This window comes from Ruegeria sp. HKCCD7181 (genome assembly GCF_057221055.1).
Genome location: NZ_JBWVBC010000010.1, coordinates 129,146 through 146,796, shown reverse-complemented (window position 1 = coordinate 146,796; position 17,651 = coordinate 129,146). Strand labels below are relative to the sequence as shown.

Here is a 17,651-nt window from a genome sequence, read left to right as displayed (position 1 = left end):
GAACGGGGGCCGTTTTGAACTCTACCGTCTTTGCGCCGTGGGATGACCCGCAGGCGAAACCTTTGATCCAGTTCCAGAATGTCACCAAACGGTTTGGTGAATTCACGGCCATCGACAACCTGTCCCTGGATATCTTCGAAAAAGAATTCTTTGCTCTGCTTGGTCCATCCGGGTGCGGCAAAACAACCATGATGCGGATGTTGGCTGGGTTCGAAACCCCGACTGAAGGGCATATTTTGCTGGGCGGTCAGGACATAGACCCGATCCCGCCAAACAAGCGGGCGGTGAATATGATGTTCCAGTCCTATGCGTTGTTTCCACATCTTAGTGTTTGGGAAAATATCGCGTTTGGCTTGCGTAGGGATAACATGCCCAAGCACGATCTCGAGGATCGAGTCGAGGAAATGCTGCGCCTGACCAGACTGGAACAGTTCGCCCGCCGCAAGCCGCACCAGATCTCGGGTGGTCAGCGACAACGGGTTGCGCTGGCCCGATCCCTGGCCAAGGCGCCGAAACTGCTGTTGCTGGACGAACCTCTGGGCGCGTTGGACAAAAAACTGCGCCAGGACACTCAGTTCGAATTGATGGATATTCAGGAAAAGACCGGCACCACTTTCGTGATTGTGACGCATGATCAGGAAGAGGCGATGACCGTCGCCAGCCGTGTGGCCGTCATGGATCAGGGACAACTGATGCAGGTCGCCACCCCTGATCGCATTTATGAGACACCGAACTCGATCTATGTTGCGGACTTTATTGGCGATGTGAACATCATCCAGGGCCGGGCGACCGGTAACGGAGATGAAACCTATCAAATTGACTGGGCTGAAGGTCAAGCGCCCCTGACGGCCACGTCGTCAGTGGACCTTGCGAACGGACAGGCCTGCAACATTGCGATTCGACCCGAAAAGGTGACGATTTCTTCCGAGCGCCCCGCAGACGCCATCAACGCAATTCAAGGCAAAGTGCACGACATTGCCTATCTGGGGAACCTGTCTACCTACTATGTCGAATTGGCAAACGGCACGATAATCAAAGCTCAAACTGCCAATACCCGACGAATCTCCCGCCGCTCGTTCACATGGGAAGACCCGGTCTGGCTGTCCTGGACAGCAACAGCCGCGGTTCTGCTGGCGAACTGATGCGCCGCGCCTTATTGATTGCAGTCCCCTATGTCTGGCTGCTTGCCCTGTTTCTGGTGCCGTTCTTCATTGTTCTGAAGATCTCCCTGTCGGACACTGAATTGGCTATTCCGCCCTATACACCGACACTGGATCTGGCGCAGGGTTGGGCGGGGATCAAAGATTTCTTCAGCCAGTTGGACTTCGAGAACTTCATCTGGCTGACCGAAGATGACCTCTATTGGAAAGCCTATCTGTCCAGCGTCAAGATCGCGCTGATCTCAACCGTACTGACGCTGTTTGTAGGTTATCCCATTGCCTATGGCATGGCCCGCGCGCCCACGGAATGGCGCCCGACGCTTATGATGCTGGTTATCCTGCCCTTCTGGACCTCGTTCCTGATCCGCGTTTATGCGTGGATGGGCATTCTCAGCAACGAAGGGTATCTGAACCAGTTGCTGCTGTGGACAGGCATCATCTCGACCCCGCTGACCATTCTGAACACCAATACGGCGGTTTATATCGGCATCGTTTACACCTACCTGCCCTTCATGATCCTGCCGATCTATTCGGCGCTTGAACGCATGGACGAGTCGCTGATCGAGGCGGCAGAGGATCTTGGCTGCTCGCGTATTCAGGCATTCTGGCTGGTGACCATCCCACTGTCTCGCCCGGGCATAATCGCGGGGTGTTTCCTTGTGATGATCCCGGTGATCGGTGAGTTCGTGATCCCGTCGCTGCTGGGCGGTTCCGGAACTCTGATGATCGGCAAAGTGCTGTGGGAAGAGTTCTTCTCAAACCGCGACTGGCCGGTGGCCAGCGCCGTGGCGGTGGTTCTGCTGTTGATCCTTGTGGTGCCAATTGTGCTGTTCCAGCGTAACCAGCAGAAGCAGACGGAGGCCGAACAATGAAAAGGATGAGCTGGTTCAACGCGGTCTCTCTGACGCTCGGGTTCGCGTTCCTTTATATCCCCATGATCATCCTGATCATCTTCAGTTTTAACGAAAGCAAACTGGTCACTGTCTGGGCTGGGTTCTCGACCAAATGGTATGGGGAACTGGTCCAGAACCAGGCGTTTCTGGATGCGGCTTGGGTGACGCTGCGGGTCGCGGTGTTCTCGTCAACGTTGGCAACCATTCTGGGGACGGCCGCAGCATACGTTCTGGTCCGTGGCGGGCGGTTTTTTGGCCGAACGCTGTTTTCCGGCATGATTTACGCGCCGCTGGTGATGCCCGAGGTGATCACCGGTCTTTCGCTGCTGTTGCTGTTCATCGGCATCGGCCTGGACCGAGGCATCCTGACCATCGTTCTGGCCCACACGACCTTTTCGATGTGTTTTGTCTCAGTTGTCGTCTCGTCTCGTCTCGTGACCTTCGATAAGTCGCTGGAAGAGGCCGCGCTGGATCTTGGCTGTTCTCCGGCGCAGGCTTTCCGCCTGGTCACATTGCCGATCATTGCGCCTGCGGTGATCTCGGGCTGGCTGTTGGCGTTTACCTTGTCTCTGGACGATCTGGTGATTGCGTCCTTTACCTCGGGGCCGTCGGCGACAACTTTGCCGATCAAGATCTTCTCGGCCGTGCGTCTGGGCGTCAGCCCTGAAATCAACGCCCTATCCACCCTGATGATCGCAGTTGTTACAGTAGGCGTGATCACCGCGTCACTGGTGACCAAACGCGCAATGGTGCGCCAGCGCCAAGATGAACTGGCCGCTGCAAGAACGGAATGAGACGCCTATTCTCAGACTATGCTTACGGCCCTGGGCCGCGTGCGGGGTGTTGGTGGGATGAAACCATCACTTCGCCGAACTGGCCACAGTTGGACAGTGATTTAACAGTCGACGTCGCAGTGATCGGCGGTGGGTTCACCGGAGTCTCAGTAGCGCTGCATCTGGCGAAAAACGGCGTTTCGGTTGCGGTACTCGAAGCAGAAACGCCGGGTTGGGGTGCGTCCGGGCGCAACGGCGGATTTTGTTGCCTTGGCGGATCGAAGCTGGATCACGCGGCACTGGCCCGCCGCTACGGCTCGGAAGGTGCAATCGCCTATGAACAGGCCGAAGTGGATGCGGTATCTCTGGTCGCCGACTTGATTGCGGACAATCAGATCGATGCAGACATCCATTCAAAGGGGGAAACTCAGCTGGCCCATTCTTCCAAAGCGATGGAGCGGCTGCGCAAATCGGCGGATAAGCATGGCGTGCTGCACGAGCCCGATGAACTGCCTGCGCTGGGGTTTGGCGGGCAGTTTCATGGTGGTTACACGTTGCCGGTTGGGTTTGGTTTGAACCCAAGAAAATACTTGTTTGGCCTAGCCGCTACCGCGAAATCACAAGGAGCAACCCTGTTCCAGAAAAGTGCTGTTTTGAACGTGATCAATACCCAAAACGGCTTCGATCTATTGACCGCGCAGGGTCGCGTTTGGGCCAAGCAGGTTTTGATTTGTACCAACGGGTATTCCAGCGAGGACGTACCACATTGGATGGCCGCCCGGTATATGCCCGCGCAGTCGACTGTTTTGGTGACACGCCCTTTGACCGAAGCTGAATTGCAGGCTCAGGGCTGGACCACCGATCAGATGTCTTATGATACACGCAATCTATTGCACTACTTCCGTCTGATGCCCGACCGGCGGTTTCTGTTTGGAATGCGCGGTGGGCTATCAGCTTCGCCTTCAGCCGAAGCGGGGATTCGGCGCAGTCTTGTAAAGGACTTCCGGCGCATGTTTCCGGCATGGGGCTGCGTTGAGCCCACGCATATTTGGTCGGGTATGGTTTGCCTGTCGCGTGGATTGACGCCTTTTGCCGGCCCTGTTCCAGGTCAAACGGGGATGTTCGCAGGGTTTGCCTATCATGGAAACGGCGTTGCCATGGGGACGTATTGCGGAAGGGCGCTGGCACGTATGGCGTTGGGTCAGCCGTCTGGATTGCCAAGGGCGATTTCGGACCAACCGCGACAATTCCCTTTGGGGAAATGGCGGCGGGCTTTGATGCCGCCTGCTTATGCTCTGCTGGCTTTGGCTGATCTTAAGTGAATCAAAGCGCGTCAATCTCCAGTTCGAAACCGGTCAGGTAGTCTGTTGCGCCGCGTTCTGCACGCCAAAGGCAATAAGCTGCCATGCGCCACGCATACCAAGGGCGGAGGGCCTCATACCGGACAACGATTTCGTCTTGGTCATAAGCCGCCAAAAACTGAGTCTGTTCTGCTGGCGTCAAAGGCGCAGCCCGGTAAAGTTGTTGCATGGCAGGCGACAGGAACATGGCCAGATCCTCGCATGGATCGCCCATAACCGGGCATTGCCAATCTATCAGTGTAAGACCCGAGGCGGCGACCAGAATATTACCTGGTACAGGGTCGCCGTGCACCAGGCATCGATTGTGTAGCGGGGCGACGGTGTGGCGAGGGCGTAGCGTCGTAAGAATTTCGCGCTTCTCAGACCGGCAATTATCAAGGATTTGCTCAGCATGCAGGGCCAGATCTGCGCTGCCGTTACACCCGGCGGGAGCCGCGACTGTCACAGGCAGAGCATGTAATTCTCTCAAAAGCTGGCCGACCGCTTCTGTATTCTGCCGCCACGGCACGCCCGGAGCATGGTCGTAGAAAACCCAATGGTCGCCATTATATGACCCGGTCGCGCGCAAGTTTGGTACAAAGCCCGTTTCTTTTAACGCACGCAGGCAAATGGCCTCGAGACTGGCATCGTTGCGGAACAAAGGGTTCCTCAGTGTGGTTCTGTAAAGCTTGAGAACAGCGTCACTGCATTTGTCCTGCACTTTCCAAACCTGATTTGTACGCCCCCCATACAATGTCTCAAATCGAGCACCTGAATCGACAAGCCCTTCTTCACCGAGCAGGGTGACAAGATCAGGTGGTGGAGAAGAAAGATCAGTCAGAGGAGTACCCAATTCTTCAGGCGAGTCGCGATTTGCCAAGGTTTGGACCGCGCCGCTCTGCAGATCAAGCACCTGTTCGTATCCCGCTGATCTGATCTGCGGGAATTTCGGCTCCGCTGTCGAGAGTCAGGACGATCGAGCCGCCTTCGATCTGGGCTTCAACAACCTTGCTGTAGACTGCGGCAGGTTTCTGCGACAACAAATCTGCGCCCTTATAGCTTTCGAGCGTAGCTGAATAGGTACCGGCCGGCATCAGACTGCCTGTGTTGTCCACTCCGGCCCACACAAATTCAGTGCCGTCGATGGGTACGGGAATACGGTCGACAACAGCGCTGTCGGCGTTCCGGATCACCATGAAAGCGCGATCGGCAGACGTGTCCGCGGTCGCAGAGATCGTCACGGGTTCACTATCGAAGCGAAATGCAACGGCGGCCTGTACATCCATCCCAACCCAGCTGGCTAGTTGGTCCAGGTCGACACTGCCGAGTGCGACGGCAAGATTGGACAGCAGGTCATTTGTCTGGACCTGTTGTTCTACCATTGAAAACTGCGCCAGTTGGGAAGCGTATTCCGATGAATCCAAGGGTTCCAGCGGATCCTGATTGCGGGCCTGTGCTGTCAACATCAGCAAAAACGTTTCGAAATCAGAGGCCAGTGCTGACGCCTTGGCACCACCATTTGCATTGAGCGGCGCGCTGGTCTGCGCGGAAGAATTGATTGCAGAGATCATGGGTCAAAGCCTTATATCAAGGCCGTGGGTGTGGCCGGTTGGGTAAGGTCTGGCAGTCTTTTCTGGCTCCGAGTCCAGATCGCCAGCGTCAAAGGGTGATTGAGAGTTGGCTGAGGCGTCATCCTGTGGCGTGTCTGCTGATGTACCAAGATCAAAAGACAGGTCGCCATAACCAAGCCTCTGAAATTCGTCTGTCAAAACCGCAATGTGACGTCTCATCAGATCCAGTGTTTCAGGGCGCTCTGCCGCGATGGTCAAATGCAATCCGTCCTCGCGCCCGTTCAATACAATCGATACGCGGCCCAATTCCTCGGGGTTCAGGGCGATTTCGACCCCGCCAGGACCGGCTTTGGTCGTAATGACTGCAGCCATTTGCCCAGCTATCGCGCGGGCCATCTCGGAGCGGGCAGAAGCGAGAGATTGATGCGGCCCGGCATCCCGAATGTTATGGGGAATTGGTTCGCTCTTCTGGTGCGCAATCCCTTCAGTCTCACCTAAGTGGTTTGTTTCGGTTCGATCGTTCAACCGATCCCATTCCGGGTGGGATGACAACTGAGTTTGACTAGCTGTTGCCGAAGCAACCTTCGTACCGATGCCAGTCGCAGCGGGTGTGGAAACGCTCACTGACTCTGCGGTTGGCGTCGGCTCGCCCCTAAATCTTTCCTGAGAACGAAGCGGTTCCTCAGTTCGGATCGAGGTCTGCCGACCTGCCTGCATGATTACCGTCTGTTCTGCGATGTGACCAGATGGCGTTCGCCTATGGTCACCAGTTGTCTGTCCAGATTGCTGTCCAGATGCCGCTTGGTTCGAAGCCTTTACACTCATCTTATCGTCTGACGAGGGGATCTCACTTTTCCCGGAGATCCCGGTCTCTGGCACCACTGTCGTTGCACCCCTCGCATTTGTTCCACTTTCAGGAAGGTCTCGAATTGAACGCGATGTATCGGAGTGCGCCCTGAGCAACTCGGCGGGTGGGGCGTTCTCCTCCTGCTTTGTGGGCTCTGGCAAGAGCGGAGCTTGCAGGGATGGATCGGCCTCGGGTGTTTCCGAACCCGATTCGGCAGCGACTTCCGCAATTGGTACTTCCGCAAAATTGTTCTCGGCTACCTCGACGGTGGAATCGTCATTCAGAACATCCTGAAAGGCCAAAGATCTGTTGGAATCTTTGGATTCGTGCTGGTTCGCCTCGTGTCTTCCCGCAACCTTCGGGGCGCTGGGTGTCAGTATCAGCGGGTTGGGCATTTTGCTCCGGCTCCGTTTGTATGACCGGAATTTGCACTCAGGAAGTTACGTTTTTTTTAACCGCTATCCTCTTTGATCGTGAAAGTTCGAAGCAATTTTCGGAGAACCCGATGAAGATTCCAGTGACCACGCCTGTTGCGCCCCCTCCTTCGGCTGAATCGAAGCTAAAAGCAGCCGCAGTCGAACTGGAGGCTACGTTCCTGGCCGAAATGTTGAAATCCGCAGGCTTGGGTAAAGCACGCCAGTCATTCGGGGGCGGAACAGGCGAGGATCAGTTCGCCTCGATTTTGGTGCAGCATCAGGCGCAACAGCTTGCGCGGTCCGGCGGCATCGGTCTTTCCGAAATCCTGTTCAATGCAATGATGGAGAAAGCCCATGGCGAATGATCTGATCAATGCGCTGGAAGAAGTTCTGGACTTGGAACGTGCGGCGCTGGTTCAGGGCGACCTGGATCGCCTGGGCAATATGGCACCGGAAAAGGCGAAACTGATCGATGCCATAAATGAACTGCATGTGTTGGACAGTCAGGATCTGATCCGCGTGCAAAAAAAAGTCGCGCGGAACCAGGCCCTGCTGAACAGCGCCGCCGACGGGATTCGCGCCGTGGCAAACAGAATGTCTGAGTTGAGGAAAGTTCGTCAGGAATTCACTACCTATGACGCGGCGGGTCAGCGCAGCGGTTTTGCAGTGCGCAGCAAAACTAAGCTGGAAAAAAGAGCCTGAGGCACAGGTTGAATCAAATTCAATCTTTCAAGTTCAGACGTTTTAGCACTCCGTTAGGGGATAGCAGTCAAACGTTACCGTGCACCTGAAGCACGGGTGGCGCGCTGTCCGCAAGGCACGACGCACAGGTCAGAACGACAGAATGCCCACCGCTCAGGTGGGGTCAACATGGGCGTTAAATGCGCCCGAACGAAAGAAGGATGACTTAAATGTCCAGCATTCTGACGAACAACGGCGCAATGGTGGCGCTGCAAACCCTTAAGTCGGTCAACAAGAACCTGGCGCAAACCCAGAACGCGATCTCGACAGGTAAGGATGTCGCAACGGCAAAAGACAACTCGGCGGTCTGGGCGATTTCGAAAGTGATGGAATCGGACGTGAACGGCTTCAATGCGATCAAGGACAGCCTTGCGTTAGGTGAATCGACCGTTGCTGTGGCCCGCAACGCCGCTGAAACCGTGACCGACCTGCTGACTCAGATGAAGAGCAAGATCGTCGCGGCGCAGGAAGACAATGTTGATCGAGGGAAAATCAATGATGACGTTACCGCGCTGAAGGAACAAATCGCTTCGGTAGTGAGTGCGGCTCAGTTCAACGGCCTCAACCTAGTTGACGGTTCTACGGGGTCTGCCTCGATCCTCGCCTCACTGGATCGCGACAACACTGGTGCGGTAACGGCTTCATCCATCTCTGTCGCCGGCCAGAACCTTTCGACCGGTGGTTACGTCGCGGCGCAGGTTTTTGATGGTTCGACGGGTGCTTCAACTGGCAATGACCGGGTTGGTGCTACTATCGACAATGGTGCAACTTCCGCGACTGCACTGGTCACAGACGAAACCAGCGGTGCTTTTGCGGCTGGGGACAAAGTGGTTGTCGCGATTGATGATCAAGTCGTGTCCTACACGGTGTCCGCAGCAGATGCCGCGGCCACTACAACCGGTGATCTTGTTGCCGTGGGCCTGAAGGCAAAAATCGAAGAGTTAGGCATCTCTGGTCTAACAGTCGACTATGACTCTGGTACCGCAGGCACTCTCTCTGTGACAAACGGCACCGGAGCGGATGTATCGTTCTCGGCTCAGTATGTGAACGCGGGATCTGGTGGATTGGGCGCGCTGACAGGCATTGATGTGTCGACCGGTCCGGGGGCAACGGCTGCTCTGGCAGCGGTTGAAACGCTAATTGATACTTCGATCGATGCTTCGGCAGCGTTTGGTTCGTCTCAGGGCCGCATCGAGACCCAGAAAGAGTTTATTTCGAACCTGGCGGACTCGTTCAAATCCGGTATCGGGTCGCTGGTTGACGCCGATATGGAAGAGACCTCGGCCCGCTTGCAGGCGCTGCAAGTACAACAGCAGCTGGCAACGCAATCGCTGTCGATTGCCAACCAGGCACCGCAGTCCATCCTGTCGCTGTTCCGTTAATTGCGGACACGATCCGGGGCGCGCGCATCGCGCCCCGGTAACGAAAGCCCCCTGTGAGACAATTGGAAGGATTTCAAGTGACACCGCAAGCTCTTGCACAACGGGCCTATGGGCAGTCAACCGCTCCGACGCGGACGCCTCGGGACACAGAATATGAAGCGATATCGAGAATTACGCACCGGCTGAAGGCGGCCGCTGCGCGTAAGGGAGCGGATTACAGCGGTTTTGTGCAGGCGCTGCACGAAAATCGGCGTTTGTGGAGTGTGCTGGCTACGGGCGTGTCGGATGCAGACAATGCACTCCCGAACGACTTGCGTGCTCGGATTTTCTATTTGGCTGAGTTCACTGAACAGCACAGCAGTCAAGTTTTGGGCAATAAGGCAGCGGTTGAACCTCTGTTGGAAATCAACATGGCGGTTTTGCGCGGGTTGCGCCAAATGGGGCGCGCGTGATGAGCGGTCTGGTACTGAAGCTTGCGCCCAAGGAAAGAGTTCTGATCAACGGTGTTGTGATCGAAAACGGTGATCGCCGCAGCCGGTTTTCGATCATGACGCCCCAGGCCAATGTGTTACGCTTGCGAGACGCGATACACCCGGAAGAGGTCAACACACCGGTGCGCCGTGTCTGTTATGCGGCTCAGTTGGTTCTGGCCGGCGATGTGGAACCTGACCAAGCTCGATTGCAATTGTTGCGCCGGGTCGAGGAGTTGAGCCAGGTTTTCACCGATGCTGACAGCCGCCGGGTTCTGGCTGAAGCGACCGAAGCTTTGGTTGCCGAGCAATATTATAAATGCCTCAAATCCTTGCGCTCGCTCTTGCCACGGGAAGAGCGTCTGATGGCGTATCGGCAATGACCTTTCAACCTGTCATACCAACGGGCGGGCTGGTTGGTTGGCGGTTTTTGCAACGAACCTACGATGCGCAATTCCAAAGTTATTCCGCATCAAACCTCGACCAGCGGGATTCGAAGTACTTTCTGGAGAATATTCACAAGGTGCGATCCGCAGAAGATCTGGTTTCGGACCGGCGACTGCTGCAAGTGGCGCTGGGTGCGTTTGGTTTGGAGGCAGAATTGGACAATCGCTTCTTTATCCAAAAAGTACTGTCTGACGGGACACGGGCCGAAGATGCGTTGGCCAACAGACTGGCAGATAGCAGGTATCGCGAGTTTTCTGATGCCTTTGGTTTGGGCCCCGGTGATGTGCGTAAAACCGGGCTGATTACCGACATGGAAAAGATTGTTGGGGATAATCTGGTCAACCGGTTCGAAGTCGCCGTTGGTGATGAAGATGATACAATGCGCATCGCCCTTTATTCGCAGCACAAGCTGAGCGACCTCGCAGCGCAGGAGGGTAGTGATAACCGAAAGTGGTATGACTTGATGGGCTTACCGCCGTTGCGCAGCATGATGGAAACGGCCTTGGGTTTGCCTTCCACCTTTGCTCAGCTGGACATCGACAAGCAATTGGAAGTCTTCAAGGACCGACTGTCGCGTGTGACGGGGTCTGAAAGCCTTTCTCAATTCACTGATCCGGACGCGGTCGCAAAGTTGACGGACACATATCTGGCCCGAAATCAAATTGCCCAAATCCAGGGAGCGGTCTCGCCCGGGCAGACAGCGCTGATCCTGCTCGGGGCGCAGTTTTAGGCGCAGCAGCATTGGTTCAATGGTGGCAGGCAGTGTCGAACTCTTCTTCAAACATGGACACTGAGGTCTTGAAGGTTCGGTGGGCACCGCATCGACTGTTCTTTGTCGGCTGTAGCATTTAACTTTATGGCCCTGCCAATCCTCAGGCATCCAGAGTCGCTTCCGCTGCTGTTCTCAAGGCGTAGCAGATGACCGGTTCCGACACATTGTGGAGCTTGATCGGACCAAGGGGCACTGCGTCTTTGCAAGCGGGTTCGATATCCTGCGATACCGCAATTCTGTATTCGGTCGACTTGCTGTATTCGCCGAGGCGGGCGGCGACGTTGGCGGCATGTCCGATAACCGTGAAATCCAGACGTTCGCGTGAACCAACATTTCCATATGTCACACGGCCATAGGCGAGGCCGATCGAGCAGTCGCAGTGATGATCTGGTTCCGACTGCCGCAGTTCCGCCAATCGCTCGACAATTTCAACCGCGGTGCGCTGAGCATTTGACCGCGCGGTCGCGGCGTCTTCCCCTGCCGGAAAAACTGCCAGAACAGCATCGCCAATAAACTTCAGAACTTCGCCATCGTTTTCATGCACGATGCCCGAAACGGTTTCGAAAAAGCTGTTCAGAAGATTGATATAGGCGCCGCGGCCGAGCTTCTCTTCCAAAGTGGTCGAATTGCGTAGGTCACAGAACATGATCGCGGCGTCAATGTCGTCGCCGTCGCCGCGTCGGATTTCACCACCCAAAACGCGCGCACCTGTTCGTTTGCCTACATAGGTCTCCAGCAGCACCTGAGCATTTTCGCGCTGCATGAACACTTCATAGAACCGGGCAATGACGGAGGAACATTCGAACACCAGCCCGAGATTTGCGGTTGTAAACCCGTCGGGATGATCGCAGGTCAGGGTCAGGACGTTGGTCCGCCCATCAGAAAAGCGAAGCGGCATGGCGACATAGTCGGTTGCACCTTTGGCCCGCAAATCCTCCATGATTGGAAAGCTGTTGTGAGGATTGTCGTCGTTCAGCCGTTGCCGCACTCCGCCAAGGCCGTTCGAGACATGGCGCAACGGGCTGTTGATATAAGCTGGATGATCGTGAATTTCGTAGCTGGGAATATTGGTGGAAATTTCGGCCTCACCCTTTTCCCAGATGTAATGCTTTCCAGCGATCAACGGGTGTAGCGACCAGGTCAGAATGCTCAGACGCTGAATGGCAATCCCATGTTCCAGCATCTTTTCGGCCAGCGCCATGGTGAACGCTTCGGGCGTCTGAACCTCGGACGCTCCACGCATCAGCCAATCAATCAAAGGTCCGCTGATATTGCCGTCATCGGGGTTGCGCAGCTGGTTTTCACCAAGATCGACATGCGTATACGCGTTGGGCATGAACCCGATATGCCCCTGAATGGCCGCGCTTTCGGGCAGGGCATCCTCGTAAGCCCAAATGGAATTTGTCAGCCGTTCGCCCGGCAGATCTATGTCGTGGTATGTGGCTGTCCCCTTAAAAGGGCAAAAAGTCTGCAGTTCGGTCTCGGGGCTGATATCGATACTCAGGTCTTCGCGGGGCACGTAGATTGCCGGCGGTAGCCGTGTTTCGTACATGACCTTTGCGTTGCGGCTTTCTGCCAGCAACAGATCACCGCGATAGATCGCGATGCGGCCCTTCAGCCGTTCGACGGAGATCCCGTAGCCGCTTAAACCTGGTGTGGCATGGACGTTCATCATCAGCCTCCCTTGCCCGGGTGACTATAGGATGGGCCCTGAGGGCGTAATTTCCAAGAGGGTAGGCCGAAATAACCCCGAAACGGAGATCAGACCATTTGTATCACATCTTTTTCGATCGACAGCATATAGCCTTTCTTGGCGATGTTTTTCACCAGCAACTCGCTAACCATTTGATTGCCCAATGCATCCCTGAGGCGCTTTATCCGTGTGGCCCCGGCCGCCTCGTCGCAGTCAGCGGCTTCCTTTCCTGAAATAATCGACTCGATTTGCACGCCCGAGAGAACTTCGTCATCCAGCCGGGATTCGGCCAGAATGGACAGGGTTTCCATCGCGGCGGGGGTCAGTTTGAAATCCATGTTGTTCAGGTAAACAGTGTTCTCTTCCCGGTTGATCAGAAGGGAAGTGACTTGAATACCCGTTCGTTCAATCTGCGCCATGCGCCGGTTCAGCAGCACCAGCATCACCAGAAACACCAGCGCGGCGACCAACATGGCGCTTGCAAAGACCAGCAGAACAAAAATCACCATACGGTAGCTGGACAGCGTATCGGCAAAGGCGGTGCCGGATTGGGCCAGAATCTCGAGCAACCGGATTTCCGTTTGCGAGGTGAGGTCGGCCTCGACAAACAGCCGCTCGACCCTTGCGTTGAAGGCATTGGCATCGGGCAGCGTCCAGAACAGGAAGACAGCTGCTGTAACAAGAATGGCAACAATCGCAGCGATACCTGCGCCCACGAGCCGAACACCCGAACGGCGTGCCTCAGAAACGGAGATAGAATTTTCCGGCATTGGCCTTCCTTTGATCCAACCCTTCCGGCCCGAACACGGACATCACGTTCAGCAAGGTCCAGCCTGAACCTTTCAGGCGCTGAGAGACCTCTTTTTGGGCCTGTCCCTTGTTGCAGTTCGACACCTGCATAACGCCGTAATGCAGCCGCAGCGGATTGTCCTGCTTGGCTTTGTAATCCGCATAACAATCCGCCGCCGACGCGGTGGAGCCAACCGATATCAGGACCGCGACGGTCAGAGAAGAGAGGATCTGTTTCATAGGCCGCATCCTGCGCATGAGTAACCCGGATATTCAATAACATAAGGGGAAAGACGCAGCTGATATTGGATAACAACCGCGCGTTATTGCTTGTCTGACCAGAGCGATCGCAACGTTAGGGCATCACTTTCGCGGTCCGCTACAGGCTCGCCACAACATCCGAAAAGGACACGCATCATGCACCGGAAATTCATCGCCTTGATCGTTGCCACCGCTATCGCCGTTACCGGTGTATCCGTCTCACAAGCGCGCGCGGCGGATACCAGGGATATCCTGGGGGGGCTGGCTGCGATTGCGCTTATTGGCGCGGCAGTCAATCACTACAACAAGGAAAAACGCAAGAACCAGGCCAGCCGCCAGTATCGACACGTCTACAAGGAACCCAAGATTGTTCATCCCGAGGTTCGCCCGGTGCCCAGGCGCGTGGCGCGTTACGATCTGCCTCAAAGGTGCATGCGCACCTTCAAAGCCTATTCGCCAAAGCGCCAGTTGCTTGGGCCGAAATGCCTGAAGAAGTACTACAAGCATGCCAATAGCCTGCCCAGTCAGTGCAAGGTTGGTTTCTGGAACGGCAAAGAGGTGAAGCGGGCGTATGAACCTGCATGCCTGCGCCAGAAAGGATACCGCGTGGTTTACCAGTAACGATTTTCGAGCAGGAGCAGCGCCGCAGAAGCGCTGCGCTGGAGGGGGTGGCGCGAGCCGCCCCTCTTTTTTCTTGCGTAGTGCACCGAAAAGCGGTTTGCCGTTTGCCATGAAACCAGATTTTGAATTGGAACGGGCACTGCGGGCGCAAGGCCATGTCAGAATTGCCGGTGTTGATGAAGTGGGGCGCGGGCCGTTGGCTGGCCCAGTGGTCGCCGCAGCTGTGATTCTGAACCCCGACGACTTTCCCGAAGGACTGAACGATTCCAAAAAGCTATCGCTCAAGCGGCGTACCATGTTGGATACCGCTCTGCGGGAACGGGCCGAGATTGCCGTGGCCGAAGCTTCGGTCGCTGAAATTGATGAGCTCAACATTTTGCGCGCTTCGCATCTGGCAATGATCCGCGCAGTCGAGGCGCTGGGCCCCGCGCCGGATTTTCTGCTGATCGACGGGAATATGATCCCGCGCGGGCTAGAGATCCCGTCGGAAGCCGTGGTCAAGGGTGACGGGCGTTCGGTGTCGATTGCCGCCGCTTCGATTATTGCCAAGAACTGGCGCGATCAACTGATGGTGGATTTGGCGCAACAGCATCCAGGCTATGGGTGGGAAGCAAACGCCGGTTATCCGACAAAACAGCACCGCGAAGCACTGCAAAATCTCGGCGTGACCCCACACCATAGACGTTCGTTCAAAACGGTCCACAATATCTTGTATCAAGAGTAAATCGTAAGCCGCTGATTCAAAAAAGAAATTGACGGCGAATCATCTTTGACTCATCCTTGTCTCAACCAAATGAGCGCAAAAGCGCCGTGGAACTGAGGCAGTGATATGACCACAATCAAGACAAAGGGCGCAGCCGCGCTCCCTTTAAACACGATTCTATCCGGAGACTGCATCGAGGTGATGAACAGTCTGCCCGAGGCGTCGGTTGACCTGATCTTTGCAGATCCCCCATATAATTTGCAGCTTAAAGGCCAGCTGCATCGTCCGGACAACAGCCAGGTGGACGCGGTTGATGATCACTGGGACCAGTTTTCCAGCTTTGGCGTCTATGACCAATTTACACGGGAGTGGCTGAAGGCTGCGCATCGCCTGTTGAAGCCAAACGGTGCGATCTGGGTGATCGGGTCGTATCACAACATCTTCCGTGTCGGCTCGGCCCTGCAGGATGCAGGGTACTGGATTTTGAACGATGTTGTGTGGCGCAAATCGAACCCGATGCCGAATTTCCGTGGCAAGCGGTTCACCAATGCGCATGAGACGATGATCTGGGCCAGCAAGCAGGAAGGCGCAAAATACACCTTCAACTATGAAGCTCTCAAAGCCTTGAACGAAGGCGTGCAGATGCGCAGCGACTGGGTGTTGCCGATCTGTACGGGGCATGAGCGGCTGAAGGACGAAAACGGCGACAAGGCGCATCCGACGCAGAAGCCGGAATCGCTGTTGCACCGCGTTCTGATCGGGTCGACCAATCCGGGTGATGTGATTCTGGATCCCTTCTTCGGCACTGGGACCACGGGCGCCGTGGCCAAGATGCTGGGCCGCGAGTTCATTGGGATCGAGCGTGAGGAAAGCTATCGCAAGGTGGCCGAAAAACGCATTGCCAAAGTCCGCAAGTTTGACCGTGAGGCCCTGGAAGTCAGCGCCAGCAAACGCGCCGAGCCGCGCGTGCCCTTCGGCCAGCTGGTCGAGCGCGGCATGCTGCGTCCGGGTGAAGAGCTTTATTCCATGAACCAGCGCCACAAGGCCAAGGTTCGTGCGGATGGCACGCTGGTGGGCGATAACGTCAAGGGCTCGATCCACCAGGTCGGGGCGCATCTGGAAAACGCGCCGTCTTGCAACGGCTGGACTTACTGGTGCTTCAAGCGTGAGGGCAAAACGGTGCCGATCGATGTGCTGCGCCAGCAGATTCGGGCCGAGATGCACAACTGATTTCAAAAATACCGCCGGTGCCTGTGGCCTGACACAAGGCACTAAGCCTTGCCCCGCCGTTCCCGGCGGGGTCTTTTGTTTTTGCATTAAGGGTGTTTGCATAGGGTGAACCCCCTGAAAGCCTGCGTGGGAGGCCAAGGCCATGACAGAAGCGACTACCAACCGATCTCGTTTCGACAGGATGTTTCTCACGCAGCCGGATAACTACGATCTGGACAATAAATACACCGAGGCCGCGATGGAGCGGCACAAGCGTGAAGGTCTGGAACTGGCCGTGCGCGCACGCTGGGTTGCGATGGGGCTTACAAGCATCCTGTTGATCTATCTAAACCCGCAATGGGACGTGTTGTGGTACCATTTTATCCTGCTGCTGATCTGCGCCAATGGCTGGCTGATCCGGCGCGCAGGTCGGGTGGGGCAATCCCGCACCGAGCTGTTTTTGATCTTCGTCGACTTGCTGATCATGACGCTGGGAATGATCATTCCCAACCCGTTCAGTGACGATGTGCGCCCCCTGGCGATGCAGTACCGGTTCGACAATTTCCAGTATTTCTTCATCATTCTGGCCGCTGGCACACTGGCCTATTCGTGGCGAACTGTGATCGCCATTGGCTCGTGGACGGCGATGATGTGGACCGTGGGATGGATAGTCGCCTCGTGGGTGGCAACCCCGATTCCGGGTATAAGTGAAAAAGTCGCCGAGGCATTGCAAGGTTATCCAGATGTGGCCGAATTTCTGGATCCCAACAGCTTCATGATCCCTCAGCGCATACAGCAGGTTATCGTTTTTGTGATGGTGGCGGTCACCCTTGCCATTTCGATGCAGCGTTTGAACCGGTTATTGATGACCAACGCGGGTCTTGAACGTGAAAGGGCAAACCTGTCGCGATATTTCTCTCCCAACGTTGTCGAGGAGCTGAGTCAGAATGATGAGCCCTTGAAGCAGATCCGCAAAGAGAACGTAGCAGTACTGTTCATCGATATTGTGGGGTTCACAAAATACGCGGCTGGGCGCGATCCCTACGATGTGATCGAGGTCTTGCGAGGGTTTCATGCGCGCATGGAGACTGAGGTTTTTCGCCATCACGGCACTTTGGACAAGTACTTGGGCGATGGGTTGATGGCCACGTTTGGCACACCGGTGACGACGCCTTTGGACGCAAACAATGCGCTGGGATGCGCGCGATCGATGGCCGTTGCCATCGACCGCTGGAACCAGGATCGGCACCGGGCGGGCGAGCCCGAAATACACGTGGGGATCGGAGTGCACTACGGGCAGGTGGTTCTCGGTGATATCGGCGCAAATCGGTTGGAATTTGCGGTCATCGGCGATGCGGTGAACGTGGCGGCCAAGCTTGAGGCCCTGACCCGTGACTTTGGAGCAAGTATCGTCGTTAGCGATGCGGTGCGTGCGCAGGTAAGCCGTGAAGATCCAGCGGCACAGGATGCGATGTCGGGGTTTGTCGCGAAGACAAATCAAGCAGTTCGCGGCGTAGACGTGCCAATGAATGTTTGGGTGCTTTAGGCAATTTGCGCTCGACC

Annotated in this window: 20 protein-coding genes; 14 read left to right on the top strand and 6 right to left on the bottom strand. The window is 56.0% G+C overall.

Translation table 11 applies throughout. The features are described from left to right. Window positions 1–14: 14 nt before the first annotated feature. From AC2TCY_RS18355 to AC2TCY_RS18340, 4 genes are read left to right on the top strand one after another with little or no spacing between them, the layout of a single operon-like run. Window positions 15–1,142: an ABC transporter ATP-binding protein gene (locus AC2TCY_RS18355; protein ID WP_480849554.1), complete on the top strand. Its 1,128-nt coding sequence runs from the start codon at window positions 15–17 to the stop codon at window positions 1,140–1,142. Then, window positions 1,142–2,032, top strand: a complete 891-nt coding sequence (locus AC2TCY_RS18350; RefSeq protein ID WP_480849552.1) for an ABC transporter permease subunit — start codon at window positions 1,142–1,144, stop codon at window positions 2,030–2,032. The genes AC2TCY_RS18355 and AC2TCY_RS18350 overlap by 1 nt, the downstream gene beginning before the upstream one ends. Next, entirely contained in the window at window positions 2,029–2,847 is an 819-nt protein-coding gene (locus AC2TCY_RS18345; protein WP_480849550.1) for an ABC transporter permease, read from the top strand. Before AC2TCY_RS18350 ends, AC2TCY_RS18345 begins: the two co-directional genes overlap by 4 nt. Beyond that, on the top strand, window positions 2,844–4,148 hold the full coding sequence (locus AC2TCY_RS18340; protein WP_480849548.1) for an NAD(P)/FAD-dependent oxidoreductase: 1,305 nt from the start codon (window positions 2,844–2,846) through the stop codon (window positions 4,146–4,148). Before AC2TCY_RS18345 ends, AC2TCY_RS18340 begins: the two co-directional genes overlap by 4 nt. A gap of 1 nt (window position 4,149) precedes the next feature. On the opposite strand, the gene AC2TCY_RS18335 is transcribed toward AC2TCY_RS18340, so the two are convergent. The 3 genes from AC2TCY_RS18335 to AC2TCY_RS18325 are packed head-to-tail and all read right to left on the bottom strand — an operon-like array spanning window position 4,150 to window position 6,979. After that, window positions 4,150–5,079: a phosphotransferase gene (locus tag AC2TCY_RS18335; RefSeq protein ID WP_480849546.1), complete on the bottom strand. Its 930-nt coding sequence runs from the start codon at window positions 5,077–5,079 to the stop codon at window positions 4,150–4,152. After that, window positions 5,072–5,737: a flagellar hook capping FlgD N-terminal domain-containing protein gene (locus AC2TCY_RS18330; RefSeq protein WP_480849545.1), complete on the bottom strand. Its 666-nt coding sequence runs from the start codon at window positions 5,735–5,737 to the stop codon at window positions 5,072–5,074. Before AC2TCY_RS18330 ends, AC2TCY_RS18335 begins: the two co-directional genes overlap by 8 nt. 3 nt (window positions 5,738–5,740) lie before the next feature. Then, entirely contained in the window at window positions 5,741–6,979 is a 1,239-nt protein-coding gene (locus tag AC2TCY_RS18325; RefSeq protein WP_480849543.1) for a flagellar hook-length control protein FliK, read from the bottom strand. 110 nt (window positions 6,980–7,089) lie between these two features. Between AC2TCY_RS18325 and AC2TCY_RS18320 the strand changes: the two genes are divergently transcribed. The 6 genes from AC2TCY_RS18320 to AC2TCY_RS18295 all read left to right on the top strand — a co-directional run bounded on the left by AC2TCY_RS18320 (window position 7,090) and on the right by AC2TCY_RS18295 (window position 10,770). After that, entirely contained in the window at window positions 7,090–7,365 is a 276-nt protein-coding gene (locus tag AC2TCY_RS18320; RefSeq protein ID WP_480849541.1) for a rod-binding protein, read from the top strand. Further along, window positions 7,355–7,702 carry a flagellar biosynthesis protein FlgN gene (locus AC2TCY_RS18315; RefSeq protein ID WP_480849539.1) on the top strand — a complete coding sequence of 116 codons (348 nt, stop codon included), beginning with the start codon at window positions 7,355–7,357 and terminating at the stop codon, window positions 7,700–7,702. Before AC2TCY_RS18320 ends, AC2TCY_RS18315 begins: the two co-directional genes overlap by 11 nt. Before the next feature lie 209 nt (window positions 7,703–7,911). After that, entirely contained in the window at window positions 7,912–9,123 is a 1,212-nt protein-coding gene (locus AC2TCY_RS18310; protein WP_480849537.1) for a flagellin N-terminal helical domain-containing protein, read from the top strand. A 77-nt stretch (window positions 9,124–9,200) separates the two neighbouring features. Beyond that, window positions 9,201–9,575, top strand: coding sequence for a flagellar biosynthesis regulator FlaF (flaF, locus tag AC2TCY_RS18305; protein ID WP_480849535.1), 375 nt, complete (start codon window positions 9,201–9,203; stop codon window positions 9,573–9,575). Continuing rightward, window positions 9,575–9,976 (top strand): flagellar biosynthesis repressor FlbT, encoded by a 402-nt coding sequence (flbT, locus tag AC2TCY_RS18300; RefSeq protein ID WP_480849533.1) that lies wholly within the window; start codon window positions 9,575–9,577, stop codon window positions 9,974–9,976. The genes flaF and flbT overlap by 1 nt, the downstream gene beginning before the upstream one ends. Then, entirely contained in the window at window positions 9,973–10,770 is a 798-nt protein-coding gene (locus AC2TCY_RS18295) for a DUF1217 domain-containing protein (RefSeq protein WP_480849532.1), read from the top strand. The genes flbT and AC2TCY_RS18295 overlap by 4 nt, the downstream gene beginning before the upstream one ends. Window positions 10,771–10,912: 142 nt before the next feature. Here the strand turns inward: AC2TCY_RS18295 and AC2TCY_RS18290 are convergent, their stop codons facing one another. The 3 genes from AC2TCY_RS18290 to AC2TCY_RS18280 all read right to left on the bottom strand — a co-directional run bounded on the left by AC2TCY_RS18290 (window position 10,913) and on the right by AC2TCY_RS18280 (window position 13,534). After that, window positions 10,913–12,484 carry a DUF427 domain-containing protein gene (locus tag AC2TCY_RS18290; protein ID WP_480849530.1) on the bottom strand — a complete coding sequence of 524 codons (1,572 nt, stop codon included), beginning with the start codon at window positions 12,482–12,484 and terminating at the stop codon, window positions 10,913–10,915. Window positions 12,485–12,573: 89 nt separating this feature from the next. After that, window positions 12,574–13,275: a winged helix-turn-helix domain-containing protein gene (locus tag AC2TCY_RS18285; protein ID WP_480849528.1), complete on the bottom strand. Its 702-nt coding sequence runs from the start codon at window positions 13,273–13,275 to the stop codon at window positions 12,574–12,576. Beyond that, entirely contained in the window at window positions 13,247–13,534 is a 288-nt protein-coding gene (locus AC2TCY_RS18280; protein WP_480849526.1) for a hypothetical protein, read from the bottom strand. The genes AC2TCY_RS18285 and AC2TCY_RS18280 overlap by 29 nt, the downstream gene beginning before the upstream one ends. A 177-nt stretch (window positions 13,535–13,711) precedes the next feature. On the opposite strand from AC2TCY_RS18280, the gene AC2TCY_RS18275 reads away from it, so the two are divergent. The 4 genes from AC2TCY_RS18275 (at window position 13,712) to AC2TCY_RS18260 (ending at window position 17,634) form a co-directional block, all read left to right on the top strand. Further along, window positions 13,712–14,176 carry a hypothetical protein gene (locus AC2TCY_RS18275; protein WP_480849525.1) on the top strand — a complete coding sequence of 155 codons (465 nt, stop codon included), beginning with the start codon at window positions 13,712–13,714 and terminating at the stop codon, window positions 14,174–14,176. A gap of 109 nt (window positions 14,177–14,285) precedes the next feature. Beyond that, window positions 14,286–14,900 carry a ribonuclease HII gene (locus AC2TCY_RS18270; protein ID WP_480849523.1) on the top strand — a complete coding sequence of 205 codons (615 nt, stop codon included), beginning with the start codon at window positions 14,286–14,288 and terminating at the stop codon, window positions 14,898–14,900. Window positions 14,901–15,005: 105 nt separating this feature from the next. Continuing rightward, entirely contained in the window at window positions 15,006–16,109 is a 1,104-nt protein-coding gene (locus tag AC2TCY_RS18265) for a DNA methyltransferase (protein WP_480849521.1), read from the top strand. Between the two features lie 142 nt (window positions 16,110–16,251). Next, the gene (locus AC2TCY_RS18260; protein ID WP_480849519.1) at window positions 16,252–17,634 is read left to right on the top strand and encodes an adenylate/guanylate cyclase domain-containing protein; all 1,383 of its coding nucleotides are present in this window, start codon (window positions 16,252–16,254) and stop codon (window positions 17,632–17,634) included. Window positions 17,635–17,651: the final 17 nt, after the last annotated feature.

Coding starts and splice junctions, on each gene's coding strand:
- AC2TCY_RS18260 (WP_480849519.1), top strand. CDS start 16,252: ATGACAGAAGCGACTACCAACCGATCTCGTTTCGACAGGATGTTTCTC.
- AC2TCY_RS18290 (WP_480849530.1), bottom strand. CDS start 12,484: ATGAACGTCCATGCCACACCAGGTTTAAGCGGCTACGGGATCTCCGTC.
- AC2TCY_RS18315 (WP_480849539.1), top strand. CDS start 7,355: ATGGCGAATGATCTGATCAATGCGCTGGAAGAAGTTCTGGACTTGGAA.
- AC2TCY_RS18330 (WP_480849545.1), bottom strand. CDS start 5,737: ATGATCTCTGCAATCAATTCTTCCGCGCAGACCAGCGCGCCGCTCAAT.
- AC2TCY_RS18310 (WP_480849537.1), top strand. CDS start 7,912: ATGTCCAGCATTCTGACGAACAACGGCGCAATGGTGGCGCTGCAAACC.
- AC2TCY_RS18340 (WP_480849548.1), top strand. CDS start 2,844: ATGAGACGCCTATTCTCAGACTATGCTTACGGCCCTGGGCCGCGTGCG.
- AC2TCY_RS18350 (WP_480849552.1), top strand. CDS start 1,142: ATGCGCCGCGCCTTATTGATTGCAGTCCCCTATGTCTGGCTGCTTGCC.
- AC2TCY_RS18275 (WP_480849525.1), top strand. CDS start 13,712: ATGCACCGGAAATTCATCGCCTTGATCGTTGCCACCGCTATCGCCGTT.
- AC2TCY_RS18280 (WP_480849526.1), bottom strand. CDS start 13,534: ATGAAACAGATCCTCTCTTCTCTGACCGTCGCGGTCCTGATATCGGTT.
- AC2TCY_RS18320 (WP_480849541.1), top strand. CDS start 7,090: ATGAAGATTCCAGTGACCACGCCTGTTGCGCCCCCTCCTTCGGCTGAA.
- AC2TCY_RS18295 (WP_480849532.1), top strand. CDS start 9,973: ATGACCTTTCAACCTGTCATACCAACGGGCGGGCTGGTTGGTTGGCGG.
- flbT (WP_480849533.1), top strand. CDS start 9,575: ATGAGCGGTCTGGTACTGAAGCTTGCGCCCAAGGAAAGAGTTCTGATC.
- AC2TCY_RS18270 (WP_480849523.1), top strand. CDS start 14,286: ATGAAACCAGATTTTGAATTGGAACGGGCACTGCGGGCGCAAGGCCAT.
- AC2TCY_RS18285 (WP_480849528.1), bottom strand. CDS start 13,275: ATGCCGGAAAATTCTATCTCCGTTTCTGAGGCACGCCGTTCGGGTGTT.
- AC2TCY_RS18345 (WP_480849550.1), top strand. CDS start 2,029: ATGAAAAGGATGAGCTGGTTCAACGCGGTCTCTCTGACGCTCGGGTTC.
- AC2TCY_RS18265 (WP_480849521.1), top strand. CDS start 15,006: ATGACCACAATCAAGACAAAGGGCGCAGCCGCGCTCCCTTTAAACACG.
- AC2TCY_RS18325 (WP_480849543.1), bottom strand. CDS start 6,979: ATGCCCAACCCGCTGATACTGACACCCAGCGCCCCGAAGGTTGCGGGA.